The sequence below is a fragment of the Alkalihalophilus pseudofirmus genome, from assembly GCF_029094545.1.
Classification (GTDB): Bacteria; Bacillota; Bacilli; order Bacillales; family Bacillaceae_D; genus Alkalihalophilus; species Alkalihalophilus pseudofirmus.
The window spans coordinates 1,935,593-1,952,554 of the sequence record NZ_CP117835.1 but is presented as its reverse complement, the minus strand read 5'-3'; the positions used below and the strand labels follow the sequence as shown (position 1 = coordinate 1,952,554).

The 16,962-nt window shown below is 34.9% G+C and carries 19 protein-coding genes; 15 read left to right on the top strand and 4 right to left on the bottom strand.

Going from position 1 to position 16,962, the window contains the following annotated elements:
* The first annotated feature begins 46 nt into the window (after positions 1 to 46).
* From PQ478_RS10450 to PQ478_RS10425, 6 genes are all read left to right on the top strand, one after another.
* Positions 47 to 499, top strand: coding sequence for a hypothetical protein (locus tag PQ478_RS10450; RefSeq protein WP_289236822.1), 453 nt, complete (start codon positions 47 to 49; stop codon positions 497 to 499).
* 509 nt (positions 500 to 1,008) lie between these two features.
* Positions 1,009 to 1,215: a hypothetical protein gene (locus tag PQ478_RS10445; protein WP_289236821.1), complete on the top strand. Its 207-nt coding sequence runs from the start codon at positions 1,009 to 1,011 to the stop codon at positions 1,213 to 1,215.
* Between the two features lie 135 nt (positions 1,216 to 1,350).
* Positions 1,351 to 2,124: an alpha/beta fold hydrolase gene (locus PQ478_RS10440; protein ID WP_289236820.1), complete on the top strand. Its 774-nt coding sequence runs from the start codon at positions 1,351 to 1,353 to the stop codon at positions 2,122 to 2,124.
* 236 nt (positions 2,125 to 2,360) lie between these two features.
* Positions 2,361 to 3,017, top strand: coding sequence for a YdbC family protein (locus PQ478_RS10435; RefSeq protein WP_289236819.1), 657 nt, complete (start codon positions 2,361 to 2,363; stop codon positions 3,015 to 3,017).
* A 200-nt stretch (positions 3,018 to 3,217) separates the two neighbouring features.
* Positions 3,218 to 3,454, top strand: a complete 237-nt coding sequence (locus PQ478_RS10430) for a hypothetical protein (RefSeq protein ID WP_289236818.1) — start codon at positions 3,218 to 3,220, stop codon at positions 3,452 to 3,454.
* 192 nt (positions 3,455 to 3,646) lie between these two features.
* Positions 3,647 to 4,021: a hypothetical protein gene (locus PQ478_RS10425; protein ID WP_289236817.1), complete on the top strand. Its 375-nt coding sequence runs from the start codon at positions 3,647 to 3,649 to the stop codon at positions 4,019 to 4,021.
* Between the two features lie 252 nt (positions 4,022 to 4,273).
* Here PQ478_RS10425 and PQ478_RS10420 read toward each other — a convergent pair whose 3' ends face one another.
* From PQ478_RS10420 to PQ478_RS10405, 4 genes are all read right to left on the bottom strand, one after another.
* Positions 4,274 to 5,512, bottom strand: a complete 1,239-nt coding sequence (locus tag PQ478_RS10420) for an IS110 family RNA-guided transposase (RefSeq protein WP_289234220.1) — start codon at positions 5,510 to 5,512, stop codon at positions 4,274 to 4,276.
* A 657-nt stretch (positions 5,513 to 6,169) separates the two neighbouring features.
* Positions 6,170 to 6,763, bottom strand: coding sequence for a flavodoxin family protein (locus PQ478_RS10415; RefSeq protein ID WP_289236816.1), 594 nt, complete (start codon positions 6,761 to 6,763; stop codon positions 6,170 to 6,172).
* A gap of 100 nt (positions 6,764 to 6,863) precedes the next feature.
* Positions 6,864 to 7,703, bottom strand: a complete 840-nt coding sequence (locus PQ478_RS10410; protein ID WP_289236815.1) for a MerR family transcriptional regulator — start codon at positions 7,701 to 7,703, stop codon at positions 6,864 to 6,866.
* A gap of 701 nt (positions 7,704 to 8,404) precedes the next feature.
* The gene (locus tag PQ478_RS10405) at positions 8,405 to 9,289 is read right to left on the bottom strand and encodes a LysR family transcriptional regulator (RefSeq protein WP_289236814.1); all 885 of its coding nucleotides are present in this window, start codon (positions 9,287 to 9,289) and stop codon (positions 8,405 to 8,407) included.
* A 114-nt stretch (positions 9,290 to 9,403) separates the two neighbouring features.
* Between PQ478_RS10405 and PQ478_RS10400 the strand changes: the two genes are divergently transcribed.
* From PQ478_RS10400 to PQ478_RS10360, 9 genes are all read left to right on the top strand, one after another.
* Entirely contained in the window at positions 9,404 to 9,967 is a 564-nt protein-coding gene (locus tag PQ478_RS10400; protein ID WP_289236813.1) for an NAD(P)H-dependent oxidoreductase, read from the top strand.
* 215 nt (positions 9,968 to 10,182) lie between these two features.
* On the top strand, positions 10,183 to 10,956 hold the full coding sequence (locus tag PQ478_RS10395) for a Cof-type HAD-IIB family hydrolase (protein WP_289236812.1): 774 nt from the start codon (positions 10,183 to 10,185) through the stop codon (positions 10,954 to 10,956).
* Positions 10,957 to 11,048: 92 nt separating this feature from the next.
* Positions 11,049 to 11,675 (top strand): alpha/beta family hydrolase, encoded by a 627-nt coding sequence (locus tag PQ478_RS10390; protein WP_289236811.1) that lies wholly within the window; start codon positions 11,049 to 11,051, stop codon positions 11,673 to 11,675.
* Positions 11,676 to 11,753: 78 nt separating this feature from the next.
* Positions 11,754 to 12,485, top strand: a complete 732-nt coding sequence (locus tag PQ478_RS10385) for a hypothetical protein (RefSeq protein WP_289236810.1) — start codon at positions 11,754 to 11,756, stop codon at positions 12,483 to 12,485.
* A 218-nt stretch (positions 12,486 to 12,703) separates the two neighbouring features.
* Positions 12,704 to 12,904, top strand: coding sequence for a cold-shock protein (locus PQ478_RS10380; protein ID WP_012958796.1), 201 nt, complete (start codon positions 12,704 to 12,706; stop codon positions 12,902 to 12,904).
* Between the two features lie 272 nt (positions 12,905 to 13,176).
* Entirely contained in the window at positions 13,177 to 13,533 is a 357-nt protein-coding gene (locus PQ478_RS10375) for a nucleotide excision repair endonuclease (RefSeq protein ID WP_289236809.1), read from the top strand.
* A 186-nt stretch (positions 13,534 to 13,719) separates the two neighbouring features.
* Positions 13,720 to 14,724 carry a LacI family DNA-binding transcriptional regulator gene (locus PQ478_RS10370; protein WP_289236808.1) on the top strand — a complete coding sequence of 335 codons (1,005 nt, stop codon included), beginning with the start codon at positions 13,720 to 13,722 and terminating at the stop codon, positions 14,722 to 14,724.
* A gap of 67 nt (positions 14,725 to 14,791) precedes the next feature.
* Entirely contained in the window at positions 14,792 to 15,544 is a 753-nt protein-coding gene (locus PQ478_RS10365; RefSeq protein WP_289236807.1) for a sugar phosphate isomerase/epimerase family protein, read from the top strand.
* 94 nt (positions 15,545 to 15,638) lie between these two features.
* Positions 15,639 to 16,949: an ABC transporter substrate-binding protein gene (locus tag PQ478_RS10360; protein ID WP_289236806.1), complete on the top strand. Its 1,311-nt coding sequence runs from the start codon at positions 15,639 to 15,641 to the stop codon at positions 16,947 to 16,949.
* Positions 16,950 to 16,962: the final 13 nt, after the last annotated feature.

Sequence of the window (16,962 nt, the reverse complement as noted above, 5' to 3'; positions counted from 1 at the left end):
GTGGAAATTTTCGTTTGTCTTATTAAAGATGGGGAAGAGGGAAGCTATGAAAAAGTATATTTTGTTCAAGTTATTATTATTGTCTGTTACTTTAATGTTATCTGCTTGCTACCAAAGCGAAGAAGAAAAAATACAAGCTTACTTAAAAGAAAATAGTAAAAATTTTTATGACTTTTCAGTTGTTGATTTTGCAGATGGAGAATTAAACATTGAAGTTAAAATGCTTCCAAATTCTGAAACGTGGAGTAATGAAGATGCTGAATTCTATGTGGGCGTTGAAACGAAAGCATCACTGGAAGCTGTAAAGGATTATTCTAAGGAACATTTGGATGTAGTAAAAGAAGTGAATATTTACTTTGTTACGAGAGAATCAAATAAAACGGTTGCAGAAATAAATGCAAATAACGATACCATAGTGGAAACCAATTGGTTAGAAGTAACAAACCAAGAGTTTCCTCAAATTGTGGATGGTTACAAATTTTATAGTGTATCAAATTAATTCTTCAGCTAATGGGTGCATTCCTTCACCAAGGAATGCTTTTTCTATGTCAAAGAAAAGGAAATTAATGTTAAACTAAAGGGGCAGGTTAATACAAGAAGAAATTAGAGAAGTAGTTGAAGTTTACTTATGGAGGTGAGATAGATTGCAAGCCAATAGCACCCAATCAAACAACATAAATCTAAAAGCGTATCGCAATTCTTTCCATACGGTTTTCCTTGCTTATGCCTTTTTCGTGGTTTTAAATGATATGTTATTAAATCGAGAACTTGATTACAAATTTATTTTTACTATAACTTTTGTTTTAATGATTTGTGTTTTCTACACAACCATTTTTATAAGCAAGTTTAGAAAAAATAAGTAACTCCTATAAGTAGATTTTTTCTTCCCTAAAGAAGTGCCATCTTCCAAAAGGGGGTATGGCAACTCTTATTGAGTAAAGGAACAGGTTTCTTTAATAAGCAATTTGGATATTTATGTTAAAATTTAATGACTTGGAGGTATTACTCATGAGTGAACAATCAGTTAGAAGACTAAAAATCGGCTTTCATATTTTTATAATTCTATTTGCAATAGGGGTTATTGTTTCTTCTGTCTTAGTATACGAAGAAATGGAAAGAGCAATGATGTACATAGTATTAGGTGTGATTATTGGAATAAGTAGTTTATTCCAGGTTTTTAGAAATGTAACAAAACAACCTTTAATTAAATTATAGCAAATGGATTAGGAGCTATTATTATAAGAACTAGATCCTATGCTTTTAAATAACTTATTCAAGGAACGAGTAGCTTTAGCGAAGGAAAATTGTCTCTACGCTCATTGAACATGAGGAATGAAAAGGAGGGGGAAAATGCCAAAGTGTATTATTAACAATACTGAGATTTACTATGAAGTTGTAGGTGAAGGAGAACCTATAGTATTTACTCACGGAGCGTCATGGAATCATAAACAATGGAAACAACAAGTTGATATCTTTTCTAAATCTTATAAAACAATTATATGGGACGTTCGTGGACACGGATATTCATCGCTGCCTCCTGGAAAAGTTGATTCTGAAGATTTTAGTAAAGATTTAATCGGTTTACTCAATCACTTAAAGATTAAGAAAGCTAACCTTTGTGGTTTATCTATGGGTGGGCATATTTCTTTACAGACCGCAATTCGCTTTCCGGAGTTTGTGAAATCGCTTATCTTGATTGGTACTCCTTTTACAATGAATTTCAATTGGTATGAAAAAATGTTTGTTCCTATCAATCGTTGGTCAAATCGTTTAATACCAATAACTATTTCTGCAAAGCTCCAAGCTCGTAGTTTATCTAAGTTTAATAGTAATAACAAACAATATATTGAGGATGCAGTTAGTTCAATGTCATACAATAACTGGGTTCGTATATGGAATACTGTAACAAGGATGGATAGTAGTGATGACTTAGATAAAGTAACTTGTCCAACTCTAATTTTACATGGGGATAATGATACCATGACCAAAAGCCAACAAGGCTATATGAATAATAGAATAAAAGGGTCGCAACTTTTTGTTATTGATAATGCACATCATGCAACAAATCTGGATAATCCCGAACAAGTCAACCAACACATCCATCAATTTATTAAAAGTTTGTAAACATCATAATATTTCCAAAGTTTGTGAATAATTACACTTAAGCTAACGGGTGCACTTGATCAATAAAGGGTGATCGTTTCTTCTTGTTGTAATAAAAGTAAAGGGTGCGAAAATTTAACTTGTGATAAGGGCAATATAATTCCCCTTGCTTTCCTTTTTACTTATGTGGTAATAAGGTTTTTCGAGTTATCGGGTTATACAATAAATTCAGTATAAGTTTTTGGAGGTTATGGTCAATGATTATAAAGAGAATTTCATGTATTGTTAAAGATGATCAAAGAGAAGCATTTCAAGAATATCAAAAGCAATGGGGACATCTTAGTAAGGTAAAAGGTTTTTTAGGCCAAATTGGTGGATGGAGTATCAAACAACCATTAACTGCATGGATCTATTCTTTTTGGGAGAATCAAGTCGATTATCAACAGTTTATGAAAGGGCAACATGATCAAATCTTTGTCAATTCCGGCCAGGAAAACACTTATGAATCAATAGATGTGACATTATATGATGAGAAACTAAAGGTGCCAGGCTCAGAAGATAATATTCTTAATATTTTAAAAGATTGTCAATATATACGTGTGACATTGACACAAGTGAAAGAAGACCAACTTAAGAACTTTATAGATATGCAAAAAAATGTTTGGAATATAGGGATGATAGAGTCCGAAGGGATGCTTGGAGGAACAATCGCTTTCTTACAAAGGGAAAGTAATGGTTTTCTTGTGTTTACTGGTTGGGAGAGCGCATGTTTACACGAAAACTATACTCAAGAAATTTTTCCGGAATTATTTAAAACTGCAAAACCACAGAATTATATATTCGAACTTACAGGAGAACAATTCAAAGTTGAAGAAGAGTGGCGTGTCCTAAGTAAAGAATGTCATTTAAACTAACGGAGTGCGATAGCTGATTAATGGTTATCGCCATTTTTCAATGAATTAACGAAGCAGCATCCTTCAATAAGGGATGCATTTCTCTTTGTTAACGAAAAGAAAATTAATATTAAACCAAAAGGGCAATGTTGTTAAATATTGGATTAAATTGAAACCTTACTTCTAGGCGTTTCGTATAAAATTTAAAGGGAGTGAATAAAATGAGAAAATTTATTGTATTTATATTTAGTTTTATGCTTCTATTTATCGTATTACAAATTATATCAGGGTGGGTTCTCACGATTTTCTATACTCCTGATTTTTCTTCAACGAAGATTGGTGTAAATCAAGAAGTAATGTTTGGGCAGACTTCTATAATCCCGTTACTGGCAACTTTATCACTCGCAACATTAGCTTACTATTTTTCTCAAAATTTATTCATAACGAGTAGAAAATAACACTACCTGAGCAACGCTGAACATGGCATTGCTTTTTTTATTGTCAATAAAATGAAAATGATTTTAAGTTAAAGGAGCATGTTAATTTAATTTACTAGTAGCTAACTCTAAATTAAGGAAATTTAGTGAATAATAGCTAATTAAATGGTATAACTGGAATTTTTTTAGTAATATAGCATAGGAGGTGTTGGTATGCAAACGGAGGTTAATAGAAAACCCAAAGTTGTTACTGGTAATGAAGTTAGTATTGCTAAAGGTATGATTGGTTTTATTGTTATTTCTTTAATATTTTTTGTTGGAATAATTGCATTTGCAAACGCTCAACAACAAAGGACTCTCGAAGCAAATATGGTTGAAGTCCTTAGCTCAAGCAGTGAGATATCATTTAAATATGTTGGAACAGAAGACTCTCCACAATTGCGAAAATTTTATTTAGCTAAGGCTGACGGTGAAGAGTTTATAGTTCGAGTTTATCAAAACAATAGGACGGTATTAGATGTATTTAGCCTTACAGACCACCCTCAATTGACTGAACAATTTCAAAATTCTTATGGAGTCAGTTGGTAAACTAATATATTTATAAAAGTAGCTAGTGCAGAAGTTGGGGACTTATTTTAATTTTCAATGCAAGCATAGTTAGATTTTATAATGATTAATGGCTTTGTGAAATAATGTACTTAAAGTAAACCAGCTAATAGTTTGTCAACAATTTCAATAAAAAAATGAAATTACACATGCTATACTAAAAATGAGTATACCAAATAACCTACCAATCTGTACTTTTTGGAAGGTCTTGGTCTATCTAGTTAGATATAGCTATCAAGCTACATCTTGGAAAGGTGTTTTGCTTTTCAGTAAAGCATAAATCCAATGTAAGAGTTTATTGACACAAGCAATGACAGCGACTCTAAATGGTTTACCTTCTTCGCGTTTTTTATCGTAAAACTCTCTGAGTCTCTTGTTCCGTGCAATAATTTCGTCGGTTGTCTTTTGCTTACGAGAATCTCTAATCCCGCATTGAACGGCCATAAATAAGGCATGTCTCAGTCTGGAAGAGCCTCTTTTAGTTATCCGATTAACGGAAGCTGTAAACTTTCCTGAAGAGTAAACACTAGGGTCGACTCCAGCGAATGCAACCAACTTCTTTGGGTGATTAAACCGATCTATCTCACCGATCTCAGAAATAATCGTGGCGGCGATCTTTTCTCCAATTCCGGGAATAGATTGGATAATCTGATATTCTTCAATTTCTTTCGCAAGGGCATCTATTTCAGTTGCGATGTTGGATAGGTGCTCTTGGTATTGAAGAACGATGTTCGTTAACATCTCCAAATTAAAAATATGACTCTCATACAAATTCTTTTGAAACGGGTTACGCAAGGCAGCCTCTCGCAGCTTTTGTGCTTTTTCTATGGCCCACCTCTCAGAACGACTTTTACATAACGAAGCGATCTTTTCGACCAATTCAGACTCATCCACTTGTAAGACAGCCTCTGAAGTTGGAAAAGCCTGCAGGGTTAATAACGATACCTTCGAATACAAACTACCAAATACGCCTCTGTATTCAGGAAACACCTGATCCAATAAGGAATGGAGTTGTAGTTTCGTATTCGCCGATACTTCAGCGATCGTCTCTTGTTGTCTGGTTAAATTACGAAGATTTAAGAGTTGAATCCCTCGTTTTTTATAGGGTTCAAGCTCCTCCTTGTAGTAAAGCTCGCACAAATGATACGCATCAACGGCATCTGTTTTTACCTTGCGTAAGCTCGAACTTTTCGCTCGATGCGAAATGAGTGGGTTGATGACAATATACACATACTTTTGGTCCTCCAGAAACTGAATCACAGGTAGATGATAATGACCTGTCGACTCTAAAACCACAGAAGGTGGTTGTCCTTGTGCTGCTTGTTCGACTTCTTGAAGAAATGCCAAGAATGTCTCGAGACCCTCACGATTATGTTTAATACTGAAACTCTTACGATAAGGCTTTCCCTTGTCCAAGAAGGCTTGAACCTGACTTTCTCCTTTTGAGACATCCAGACCGATGACTGGATTCATTGTTTATCAACTCCTAGAAATAAATTAGTCGGTAACCCCTAGAGCTTCTTGTAGTGTCATAGGTTCGCTTGTTAAACGGGATCATTTCTATGTCCCAACCAGCCTGAAACATGTTCATACAAGTAGGGGGCGAACAGTTTAGCTAACGGGATCGAGTCCCACGGGTGCGACGTTCTACCCCGACTACCGCTATCATATGACCATAAAAAATAAGGTCAACCAGAAATATTTTCTTATCTGGCTAACCTTATATTACGAACGGGTGCGTTAGTTTAAAAAGAGTGTGGAGAATGTCCCCACATTTCTTTATTGTAATCTACGAAAAATTATTATGTGTTTACAGGAGGCTAAGGTGATATAACTAATATTGTGCATCTTGATGGACTGGTAGGAGCATGGTCACTATTAGGAGGATAATATCGCCAGCTTTGATCTTACAGTATTCTACAAGTGAAAATTCTAATCCGACACTTGTTGTTGCCATGCTTTCACTTGAATATTTCCTATCTATACTGAAGAAGATAATATCAAATAGAAATGTACAAGCTCGTGTCTCGGTTGATTGATAACGCCTTTTCACTTTTCTCTTATTTTGAAAAATGACACAAAAAGCCCTTTGATATATAAATCAAAAGGGCTTTATTTATTAAAAGTTAATTACTGACGACCACGAGCAAACTGTGCTGTGATATCCGCAATTCTACGACCATATGCTTCTGCTGTGAGAATATCGCCTTTCGATGGTGCTTCATCAGCTTTAACTTCAAAACTTGTTGCCATTGCGCCAATACTTCCATCAATCCGGTTGATAGCATCTGGACTTGGACCAACAAGGCTCTTCATAGAATCAGGTTCATTTGAAGCTGGTAGTTGTCCAAGACTAACATAGATCATACCTTGTTGCATCGCATTAAATAACATACCAATAAGTGTATTCACCTTGTCGCCTGAGAAGTTTGTTGAATGTGTAAAAGTCCCGGCAATTTTATTTTGCCACGCTCTAGAAAACCAACGATCAATTCCAGATTCAAGAAATCTTTTCATTTCAGCAGACATACTTCCCAAATAGGTTGGAGATCCAAAGACAATCGCATCTGCCCTATCTAAATCTTCAAGACGTTCGCTTGCTTCTTGAGTTGTAAGAAAAAGAACTTCTGTCCCCTCTAAAGACTCAGCACCACGACGAATCGCTTCTGCTTGTTTTTTAGTTCGTCCGCCTTCACTATGGTAAACAATTGCTACTTTAATCATTTTTTCTTGGCTCCTTATCTATAATTTTATTTTAGGTTTTCACCTTGTGTTAACCACTTTAAACCAATATTTTAATAAGTGGTTGTTTATACTATAAACCCTACAGTAACTGTAAGGTCAACGGGTTAATTCTTACTAACAATTCCCAGGAACTTAAATCATTTTCTTTTGATGGTAAGACCGTATAACAAAATTCAAAAACATCACTTAGTATTTCTATTTCATTTTCTTCTATGTAATCCTTAAGTTTCTTATAATAAATAGGAGAATTTGAATAACTATCTTCTATATATAGCGATAAAAAATACCCTTTAGGAATTATAGAAGTATTATAATCATTTGGAATGTTGTTAGGTATATCTAAGAAAAGTGAGGAAGCAATAGTGCTATCGTTTACAAAAGATGTTTTTTTGACAATAAAACCAGGGTTAACTTGTATAAGCTGATTTGCTTCAGCAAGAGATTCAAAAGCTTTATAATACTCTATTTCTTGCTCCTCAACGGAATTAATCTGTACATCCTTTGTATAAATTATTTTTTCATCTCTTTCAACTAAAGTAATATCGTTTATATTATTCTTTCTTAATTCATTGAAGTGATGAATTTTTCCCTTAAGGCTTTTTTTCATGGAAATTAGATTTCTAATATCGTTATTAATACGCTTTATTTGCATCTCGTAATTTTCTTTTAATTTTTCCAAATCCCAATCTGTAGACATGTATTTATCAATATCACTAGAAGAGACGCCCATAATTTTAAAAACTTTTAAAGCGTGTAAATATTGCAGTTGACTTAGCGAGTAATACCTGTATCCATTCTCTTCATCTGTGTATTCAGGTGAAAACTTACCTATTTTATCGTAATATCTTAAAGTTTGTTTTGGAATTCCGAATATGTCTGATATTTCACCAATGCGATAATATTTTTTTTGAATTTTCATTTATAACTCCTTTAATAATAATCTCAGTACCACTTAAGTGAAAATTGCGCTAATTGTATCAACGGAGGCTAATTTATGTATTCTTATAATCTTTGCCTACAACATTAAATAATACCAAAAAACCATTACTCTTGATTTAAAAATGTATAACAAACGATATAACTATGGCAGAGAAAATCACCTTTACTACTTAAGTGAATTTAGTAGCTGATACTTTTCGAAAGTAAAGATTGTGAATAATTACACTTAAACTATTGGGTGCGTTAGTTGAAGAAGAATAGTCATTACACATCATAAAAAAGCTCAGATATCTGAGCTTTTTTACTTGCCATTTACATGACCAATTGGTTGTTAATATATATGCTGATTAGCATACCATTGACACAATTATTTGCACTTTTTTCCTCGTCAACCGAACGCTTTAGAGCTATTTGGATGCTTTCTTTCTTTTTGTTTTAACGTGCATGACTATATTATAGAGGATCCCGATCCCCATTACACACATAGTAAGAAGATATAACCATAAAGGGTATTCTGGAAATAAAATAAATAGTGCTAGAATTACTGTAAATTTACTATTTGCAATTGCTCTCTCCTTATAGCTATAGTCGCGAAAGGAACGTTTCTCTTTTTTCACCCGATCACCTCTTTGCTGTAAGTACTTAGGCCTGTCTATTATTGAACATGAGACAACATACATATCATTTAAAATATTCCTTTGTCATACCTATAAAATCTGCTAGTTGCGGGCTTACCCACTTATCTTTATGTAAGGCCATTTGTGTGGTTAGAGTGGGCATCTCTACTTTGAATTTCAACTCTACCAATTCAGTCTTTTTTAATTCTTCTTTAACTACCATTTCTGGTAGAACAGCCACACCCAGATTTGAGATTACACATTGTTTTATCGCTTCTAAACTAATAAATTCAAGAGTAGTTTTAGGAGTGACTTGATGATTATTTAGAATATCTTCGAAAGTGTTTCTGTATGGGCAGCCACTCTCTGTATACAAAATGGTTTCAGTTCCTAATTCTTCAGGGATAACCGTACTTTGAGCAGCTAAAGAATGAGTTGGTGAGCAAATCAAAAGCAATTTTTCTTGGATTAAAGGGGTCGATTGAACATAGGGGTTCATTTTTTGAGCATCCATTATAAAGGCTAAATCAATTTCTCCTTTCATCAAACTTTTGGTGGCCATTTCATCTGAATGAGCAGCTTTAAATATTAGTTGAATAGATGGGTACTTTAGTTTGTAGTCCCGTAATAAGCCTGGCAAACGATATGTGCATTGACTTTCTTGTGCCCCAATTATAAGCGTTCCTCCATTATGGTCAGCTTTTAGGGATTTTCTAGCTTCTTCTTCTAAATGTACGATCTTTGTAGCATATTGTCTTAAGCTTTCTCCAGATTGAGTAAGAACTAACCTTTTTCCAAGCCGTTCAAACAGCTTAAGGTCAAACTCAGCTTCTAGCTTTTTTATTTGAGCGGTGACGCTGGATTGAGCATATTGCATTTGCTCTGCTGTTTTTGTGAAATTCAAGGTCTTTGAAGCAACTAAAAATGTGCGAAGTTGTTTAATGTCCATTTGTACTCCTTCTCATCGATCGGAAATAACGATCATTTCAATCGAAATAATCATCTGTAACGATTTCAATAAATAGTGTACTCTTAGTTTACAAATTATTCAAGGAGGTACTATATGAGAAATCTATTGATCATTAACGGACATGATTACTACGAGAGGGCGCAAGGACAGTTAAATAATACAATGGTAAAGCATATTACAGAACTCACACCGAAGGGATATGAAGTAATACATACCGATATTATAAAGGGCTACCACGTAAATGAAGAGATTCAGAAGTTTAAATGGGCAGACGTTGTCATTATCCAAGCACCTATTTATTGGTTTAGCTTACCGGGTATTTTGAAGAAATATATAGATGATGTCTTCGTCCCAGATGTGTTCTTTGGAAAAGCTAAGAAGTTTGGGACAGGTGGAAAGTTCAATGAGAAAGAATACATGCTCTCGGTTACTTGGGGGGCAAGGGAATCAGCGTTTAACGGCATGAAAGACGATTTTTTAGAAGGGTTAAGTGAAGATCAGGTTTTACTTTCAATTCATAAGACATTTGAATATTGCGGCTTTAACAAATTACCAACCTTCTCAATTTATTCGTCAATGAATCTCGCGGAGCTAGATTCATATATCACAAAATTGAAACACCACTTACAGGAACATCTGTTTAATTCATTTGAATAACACTTAATTTTTCATAGTATATTCTCCCTGAAATTTAGATCGTTTGCCATTACATAACCAGCCGTAACAGTAGTTAGTTAGTATAGGGCAATTTAAGTCATTCGGAAGCCATGGAAACAAAGATACCCTTTTAACATTCTTATATATTACTTATTATGATAAAATTTTATTAATAGTTTATATTTACCATAACAATATATAATAAGGGGTTTCTTATGGATTATAAGATTGTATTTTTGGATATTGACGGAACGATTACAAATCATGAGGACGGTAGTATTTCGAGTAAGACGAAAGAAGCGATCAAAGCGTTAAAACATAAAGGGCTGAAGATTGTAGCGGCAACTGGTAGACCTTTATCAATGTGTAATGAAATAAGAGAATTAGGAATCGACACTTTCATAACAGCGAATGGTGCCTATGTGAAGCATGATGACAAAGTCCTTCATAAAGTACAGATGGATAAAAACATCGTTCGAGAAGTGGTTGAATATGCAAAAGCAGAGAATCATGGACTATCATTCTATTCTGAAAATTTTTATATGAACGGAATAAAGGATGACAATATACTAAGAGCGTTAAAGGAAACTTTATCATTAAATCATTATCCAGAGATTAACCAACTTTTTCATAATGATGAAATATATCTAATGTGTCTGTTTGCGGACGATGAAATGCTTGAAAAATATATTCACAAATTTCCTCATCTTTCTTTTAGAAGATGGCATCCTTTTATATTAAATGTTCTACAAGAAGATATATCGAAATCATTAGCTATCTTCAAAACCCTTGAATATTTTAAAATCGATAAATCTGAAGCTATTGCATTTGGCGATGGTGAGAATGATATAGATATGCTGGAATTAGCAGGTTTGGGCATTGCAATGGGGAATGGAACTGACAGTTTGAAGAAGGTAGCAGATTTTGTGACTCTTAATTCTAGCGAAGATGGTATAGCCTATGCACTAAAAAAATTCGGAGTTATTTAAGATCAAAAAATATTAAGTTACCCTGAATGCGACTGGTGAAAAGTAATACTAACTCAACATAATACTAACTCAACATTAAAGGTGTGATAGGGTTGTCGGAATATAAAAGTGACTATAAAATGATCCCATTTAGACTAATAGAACAAAAAGAAAAAACGAATAATTTAGTTGTTGTTTTACCTGGAGCTGGGTACACGACACAGGCACCATTATTACACTATACAACAGGTCTGTTCTACACTAAAGGATTCGATGTATTACATGTTAACTATACATATAATAGACAAGAGTTAGCAGATTTAAGTGAAGAGGATTTTGCTAAAGATGTTCAGCTTGCTATTAATGAGGCATCAGAAACCAACCAATACGATAATTATTACATAGTTGCCAAATCAATTGGAACCATAACATTAAGTTATTTATTAAACAACCAAACATTTAAAAATGCAAAAGTAGTATGGTTGACTCCATTATTACAAAGAGACGATGTATTCAATGCTATGCGCAAAAGTGAACATAGAGGATTTTGTATTATTGGAGATCAAGATAGCTGCTTTATCGAAGAACGGATGGCCACACTTAAACACAACGAACAGCTTAAACTACAGATAGTAGAAGGCGGAAACCATAGTTTAGAGCTTAATGATGACCCACTAGAGTCAATTGATGTATTGAAAAGAGTAATTTCAAAGATAAATGAATTTAGTGTGGACAACTAATTCGTCTATTAAGCTAATTGAAAAATTCTGAATAGATCTTACGAGAAAGGGTAAAAGGCAGACAGAGGAGGAGTCTGTATGCAGATCACAGCGTTTGCCTTTGCCATAATACTTGCAAGTATGCATATCTTCGCTAAGAATATGCGCTTTATCCAAATCATTCCGAGAAGTCGGTTCCTTTCGTTAGGTGGTGGTGTTTCTGTTGGGTATGTATTTATTCATATCCTGCCTGAATTAAAGGAACATCAAGAGCTAATAGAGCATCATGGCTTTTTGCTTTCTTATCTAGAACATCATGCCTACTTACTCGCAATGCTTGGCCTTATATTATTTTATGCCTTAGAAAAAACGGCCAAAGAATCTCAGAAACAAAACCAGCAAGAAACAGGGGAAAATCAACCAACGAGAAGAATCTTTTGGCTGCATATTAGTTCCTTTGCCTTTTATAACGGACTTATTGGATATTTACTCATTCATAGAGATTCAGAAGGGCTGTTAAGTTTAATTTTATATGTTATAGCTATGGCCCTGCATTTTATTGTTGTTGATTATGGCTTACGTACTCATCATAAGGATATCTATAATCGTGTTGGTCGATGGCTGCTAGCTTTAGCTGTATTGTTGGGATGGGCAATCGGTGTCTTAACAGAAATCCCCGAATCAGTGTTAGCCTTATTTTTTGCCTTTCTATCAGGTGCCATCATATTAAATGTTCTAAAAGAGGAACTACCTGAAGATCGAGAAAGCAGTACATTGGCGTTTTCCTTAGGAGCAATTGGATATATAGCTTTATTATTACTGGTCTCTTAATATCAGTTACAAAGGTGTATGATAACGATTAACTTTCTGGAAAGATTATTGAGTCAACTTAAATTCAATTTGCGTTATGGAATTTTATCTGTTACTCTTAAGGAGAATTATTTTTGTTCGATTTTAGGAATGAATAAGTGGTTAAGCTTTTCGCCTTTGATAACTGAACATCTATAGTAATAAATGGTGGAATTAGTCCACCGCAGGAGGAAACACACATGGAACAAGGTACAGTAAAATGGTTCAACGCAGAAAAAGGATTCGGTTTCATCGAAATTGAAGGTGGAGATGATGTATTCGTACATTTCTCAGCTATCCAAGGCGAAGGATTTAAATCTTTAGATGAAGGCCAAAAAGTTACATTTGAAACAGAGCAAGGTCAACGTGGACTTCAAGCTGTTAATGTAAACAAAGCATAATAAAGAAAGGACTCTAGATTAGAGTCCTTTTTTTAGCGGAATAAACCATACAAAAAAGGCTGACTACTAAATGCCTCACCTTTAGAAGGAAGGTGCTGGCATTTTACGTTTAGTCAGCCTCGGGGCATACATGCTACAAGTGGTAAAATGGTTAGATGAAGCATACCACACAATGCTTAGAATACCTAATGGTTATTTCAATTTATATAAAATACTCTCAGAAAATAGTTGAAAAGCATTTATAGCAATATTTAAAAAGGAAGTGAACTTTCGTGATTAATATAACCATTCCAACACCGAATGTGACGATTACCAAACAAGATAATCCAGAGCTTAGTAATATCTATGGATTTACTGATTTTCACCTAATCCCTAGAGATAAGGGTGGTATTTTTATGTTTTATAATGACAAGAAAGAGTTATTGTTCGTAGGTAAAGCAAGGAAGTTAAGACAACGAATCAAAAAACATTTTGAGGATACGGTATCGCCAATCAAAATGCATAGAGATAAAGTTGCTAAAATTGATGTTTGCACTATTGAAGATCCTGTTCATAGAGAAATCTATGAGACATTTATTATTAATGAACTCAAGGCGAAGTACAATGTAGATAAAGTGTTATTCAAGTGAAACCTGAAGGTTATGTAATGAAATAGACTACATCACAAGCGATGCTTAATCAAGCATCGCTTTAAAAAGAGTGTTGGCACAAGCTATGCCAACTTAAATTAAATAAAAATTAAGAATTTATTGACAATTCAGTTCCTCTTAACTAAAATAAATGTAACCGGTTACATAAATAGAAGGTGAAATGAAATGAAAATGAGAGATGTAGCAAAATATTCGGGCGTTTCTGTTGCTACTGTTTCACGGGTATTAAAAGGAGATAGCAACGTAACACAAAAGACAAAAGAAAAAGTCTTAAAAGCGGTCGAAGAGTTAAATTATGTACCAAATACATTGGCCAGAAACCTTAGTAAAATGCAATCGAAAATGATTGTGGTTGTCATACCGAATTTATCAAATGCTGTATTTTCAAGTATTTACAGAGGGATTCAAGAAGTCTTAAAAACAGAAGGATATCAAGTCATCCTTGTTGAGACCTACAACGGAGTAGATCCATCTGTTATTGAATTAATTAGGAACCGAACTGTCGAAGGAGCGATCTTATTATCAGCTGTAATGACTGAGGAGGAATTTAATAAAAAGCTTAAAGACCTTCCAATTGTTCTAGCGACTGATCATATGAGTGAAAATATCTCCACTGCTCCATCCGTCAGCATTGATAATTTTTTGGCAGCTGAAAAAGCAGTCAATTACTTAGCAAACTTAGGTCACAAACGAATTGCCTATTTTGGTGGTATACCTGATGTATTGGGAGCAAGAAGGAGATTAAAAGGCTATAAAAATGGACTTATTCAAAACGGCTTAGAAATAGATGAAAGCTTGATATTTAGCGGTGATTGGTCGTTAGAGTCAGGGTATCAATTAGCAAATCAACTTCTTTTGGAAAAGCAATTACCAACTGCCATCTTTGCGGTTTCAGATAATATGGCTATTGGAGCAATAAAAGCATTGAAGGAACATGGCTTTCAAATTCCTGAGGATATGTCAATCATTGGCTTCGATGATATTGAAGTCGCGAAATATGTTACACCATCTCTTACTACTATCGAACAGCCAACCATTGAAATTGGAACTCATGCTGCGAAGATGTTATTAACCATAATAAAAGATAAACCATTGGACCAAATGCATGTAGTCCTAAACAGCCATTTAGTCATTAGGGATTCGTGTAAAAAAGTAAATAGATCTCTTTGAAGGGGGTGATGAGGAAGGATAATTGCTTTGTTCACATGACTTAATAAAATTGGGGGAGGATTTAATAATGAAAGTTGCCATTCAATTATTCACTTTAAGAGATTCCTGCAATGAAGACTTTGTTGGTACATTAAGAAAAGTATCTGAGTTAGGGTATGACGGTGTTGAGTTTGCCGGGCATTGGGGTGGACTTGAAGCAAGAGAGTTGAAAGGGATTCTTGATGAACTTAGCCTGCAAGCTGCAGGGAGTCACGTGCCCCTGCACATGCTAGAGAATGAATTAGAAGATGTCATTCAATATCAAAAAGAAATTAATAGTAGATATATTACTTGCCCTATCTTACCAGAAGACCGTCGCGGGGGAGTTAGTGAGTATAGTCAATTCGCTCAAAGGTTGAACGAAATTGGAAAAGTATGTTCAGATAACGGGATTCAGTTTAGTTATCACAATCACGCATTTGAATTAGAAGATCTCGACGGAAGGCAGCCCTTACGTATTCTATTAGATGAGACAGATCCAAAATGGGTGAATGCGGAGCTTGATATCTACTGGCTTACCAAGGCTGGTGAAAATCCATTAGAGTGGATCAATCACTATAAAGGAAGAGTACCGCTGCTACACCTAAAAGATATGACAAACGACTCTGAACAATTTTTTGCTGAATTAGGTACAGGTGTGGTTGATGTCCTTGGTGCGATTGAAGAAGGCAAGCAGGCTGGTGTTGATTGGTTTGTTGTGGAGCAGGATCAGACGAAGAAAAGTCCTTTTGAAAGTGTAAAAATAAGTATGGATTACTTAAAAAGTCATCATCTTTTATAGATAAATGTAACCGGTTACATTGCCTTAACTCTATTATTGGGAACTCTGCTAGGTTTATGCGAGGGATTACAAAAAAGTCAAAGGGGACATTTAAATGAGAAAAAAATGGTCTGTCATGCTATTCGCGCTAATTCTTTCTCTTTTTGTTACGGCATGTGGCGGAGGAAATCAAGAAACTTCTTCTGAAGCTGATGGTAATTCTAATGAGGCAACTAGTACTGGAGATACAATCGTTTTAGACTTTTGGCAAATTGATAGTGGAGAAAAAGAGGCAGTGTATCAAGATGCTATAGAGCGTTTTGAGGAAAAAAATCCAGGCGTTGAAGTAAACATGCTTCGAATTCCAAATGATGATTATAAGCAGCGGATGGTAGTAGCGATGTCAGGTGGGAATCCCCCTGATGTATTTACTTCTTGGGGTGGCGGATGGCTGAAGGAGTTTGCTGATGCCGGGCAGGTGTTGGACCTAACAAATGAAGATATTGATTTTGATCATTTTTTAGAAATGGCACTAAACAATACAACATTTGACGAGAAAGTATATGGGCTCCCTTTAGGACTCAGCCAAACACTTTTCTTCTATAACAAGGAAATCTTTGAAACGCATGGCTTAGAAGAGCCAGAAACGTATGATGAGTTACTAGCCATAATTGACGAATTGGATGAAAATGATGTAATCCCTATTACATTAACGAATCAGACAAAATGGCCTGGTGCTTATTATTTAATGTACTTTGCTGATCGCTTGGGCAGTGAGGAATTATTCCAAAGTGCTTTTAATAGAGACGGTAAGGGATTTGATGATGCTAACTACGTAAGGGCTGGGGAATACATTCAAGAGCTCGTTGACCGTAATGCCTTTAACCCAGGCTTTAACGGCGTTCCTTATGATGCTGGTCAAGGCAGACAATTATTGTATTCAGGTCAATCAGCAATGATGCTTATGACGAACACTCTTGTCGTTAATGTCCGTTCAGAAGCTCCTGAATTTGAAGAGAAGCTAGGTATGTTCCCATTCCCAACTCTACCTGATGGAGAAGGTGATCCATCAAATGTTGGTGGAGCAACAAGTCCAGTTTGGTCTGCTTATTCAGGAACAGAACACCCTGAGTTGGCCATTGAGTTAATGAAAGAATTAACGACACTCGAGACAGCAGAAGATTATGTCAATCGTACTGGAAGTTTATCTGCGCTTATAGACGTTCCAACAGACGATGTTTTTGTTCAACAATTTGCTGAAATGGCAGTAGAAGCAAATGATATTCATATGCCATATGATCAGACTCTCCCTCCAGTTCTTGCTGAGCTTCATAAAGATACTACGCAAGAGTTATTTGGTAAAACAATGACACCACAAGAAGCAGCAGACCTTATGGAACAGAAAGCTAAAGAAACATTAGATTAAAACAACATGAATA

What these genes read in the sequence shown, in the direction of transcription:
- PQ478_RS10450 (WP_289236822.1), top strand. Translation starts at nt 47, where the DNA reads ATGAAAAAGTATATTTTGTTCAAGTTATTATTATTGTCTGTTACTTTA.
- PQ478_RS10445 (WP_289236821.1), top strand. Translation starts at nt 1,009, where the DNA reads ATGAGTGAACAATCAGTTAGAAGACTAAAAATCGGCTTTCATATTTTT.
- PQ478_RS10440 (WP_289236820.1), top strand. Translation starts at nt 1,351, where the DNA reads ATGCCAAAGTGTATTATTAACAATACTGAGATTTACTATGAAGTTGTA.
- PQ478_RS10435 (WP_289236819.1), top strand. Translation starts at nt 2,361, where the DNA reads ATGATTATAAAGAGAATTTCATGTATTGTTAAAGATGATCAAAGAGAA.
- PQ478_RS10430 (WP_289236818.1), top strand. Translation starts at nt 3,218, where the DNA reads ATGAGAAAATTTATTGTATTTATATTTAGTTTTATGCTTCTATTTATC.
- PQ478_RS10425 (WP_289236817.1), top strand. Translation starts at nt 3,647, where the DNA reads ATGCAAACGGAGGTTAATAGAAAACCCAAAGTTGTTACTGGTAATGAA.
- PQ478_RS10420 (WP_289234220.1), bottom strand. Translation starts at nt 5,512, where the DNA reads ATGAATCCAGTCATCGGTCTGGATGTCTCAAAAGGAGAAAGTCAGGTT.
- PQ478_RS10415 (WP_289236816.1), bottom strand. Translation starts at nt 6,763, where the DNA reads ATGATTAAAGTAGCAATTGTTTACCATAGTGAAGGCGGACGAACTAAA.
- PQ478_RS10410 (WP_289236815.1), bottom strand. Translation starts at nt 7,703, where the DNA reads ATGAAAATTCAAAAAAAATATTATCGCATTGGTGAAATATCAGACATA.
- PQ478_RS10405 (WP_289236814.1), bottom strand. Translation starts at nt 9,289, where the DNA reads ATGGACATTAAACAACTTCGCACATTTTTAGTTGCTTCAAAGACCTTG.
- PQ478_RS10400 (WP_289236813.1), top strand. Translation starts at nt 9,404, where the DNA reads ATGAGAAATCTATTGATCATTAACGGACATGATTACTACGAGAGGGCG.
- PQ478_RS10395 (WP_289236812.1), top strand. Translation starts at nt 10,183, where the DNA reads ATGGATTATAAGATTGTATTTTTGGATATTGACGGAACGATTACAAAT.
- PQ478_RS10385 (WP_289236810.1), top strand. Translation starts at nt 11,754, where the DNA reads ATGCAGATCACAGCGTTTGCCTTTGCCATAATACTTGCAAGTATGCAT.
- PQ478_RS10380 (WP_012958796.1), top strand. Translation starts at nt 12,704, where the DNA reads ATGGAACAAGGTACAGTAAAATGGTTCAACGCAGAAAAAGGATTCGGT.
- PQ478_RS10370 (WP_289236808.1), top strand. Translation starts at nt 13,720, where the DNA reads ATGAAAATGAGAGATGTAGCAAAATATTCGGGCGTTTCTGTTGCTACT.
- PQ478_RS10365 (WP_289236807.1), top strand. Translation starts at nt 14,792, where the DNA reads ATGAAAGTTGCCATTCAATTATTCACTTTAAGAGATTCCTGCAATGAA.
- PQ478_RS10360 (WP_289236806.1), top strand. Translation starts at nt 15,639, where the DNA reads ATGAGAAAAAAATGGTCTGTCATGCTATTCGCGCTAATTCTTTCTCTT.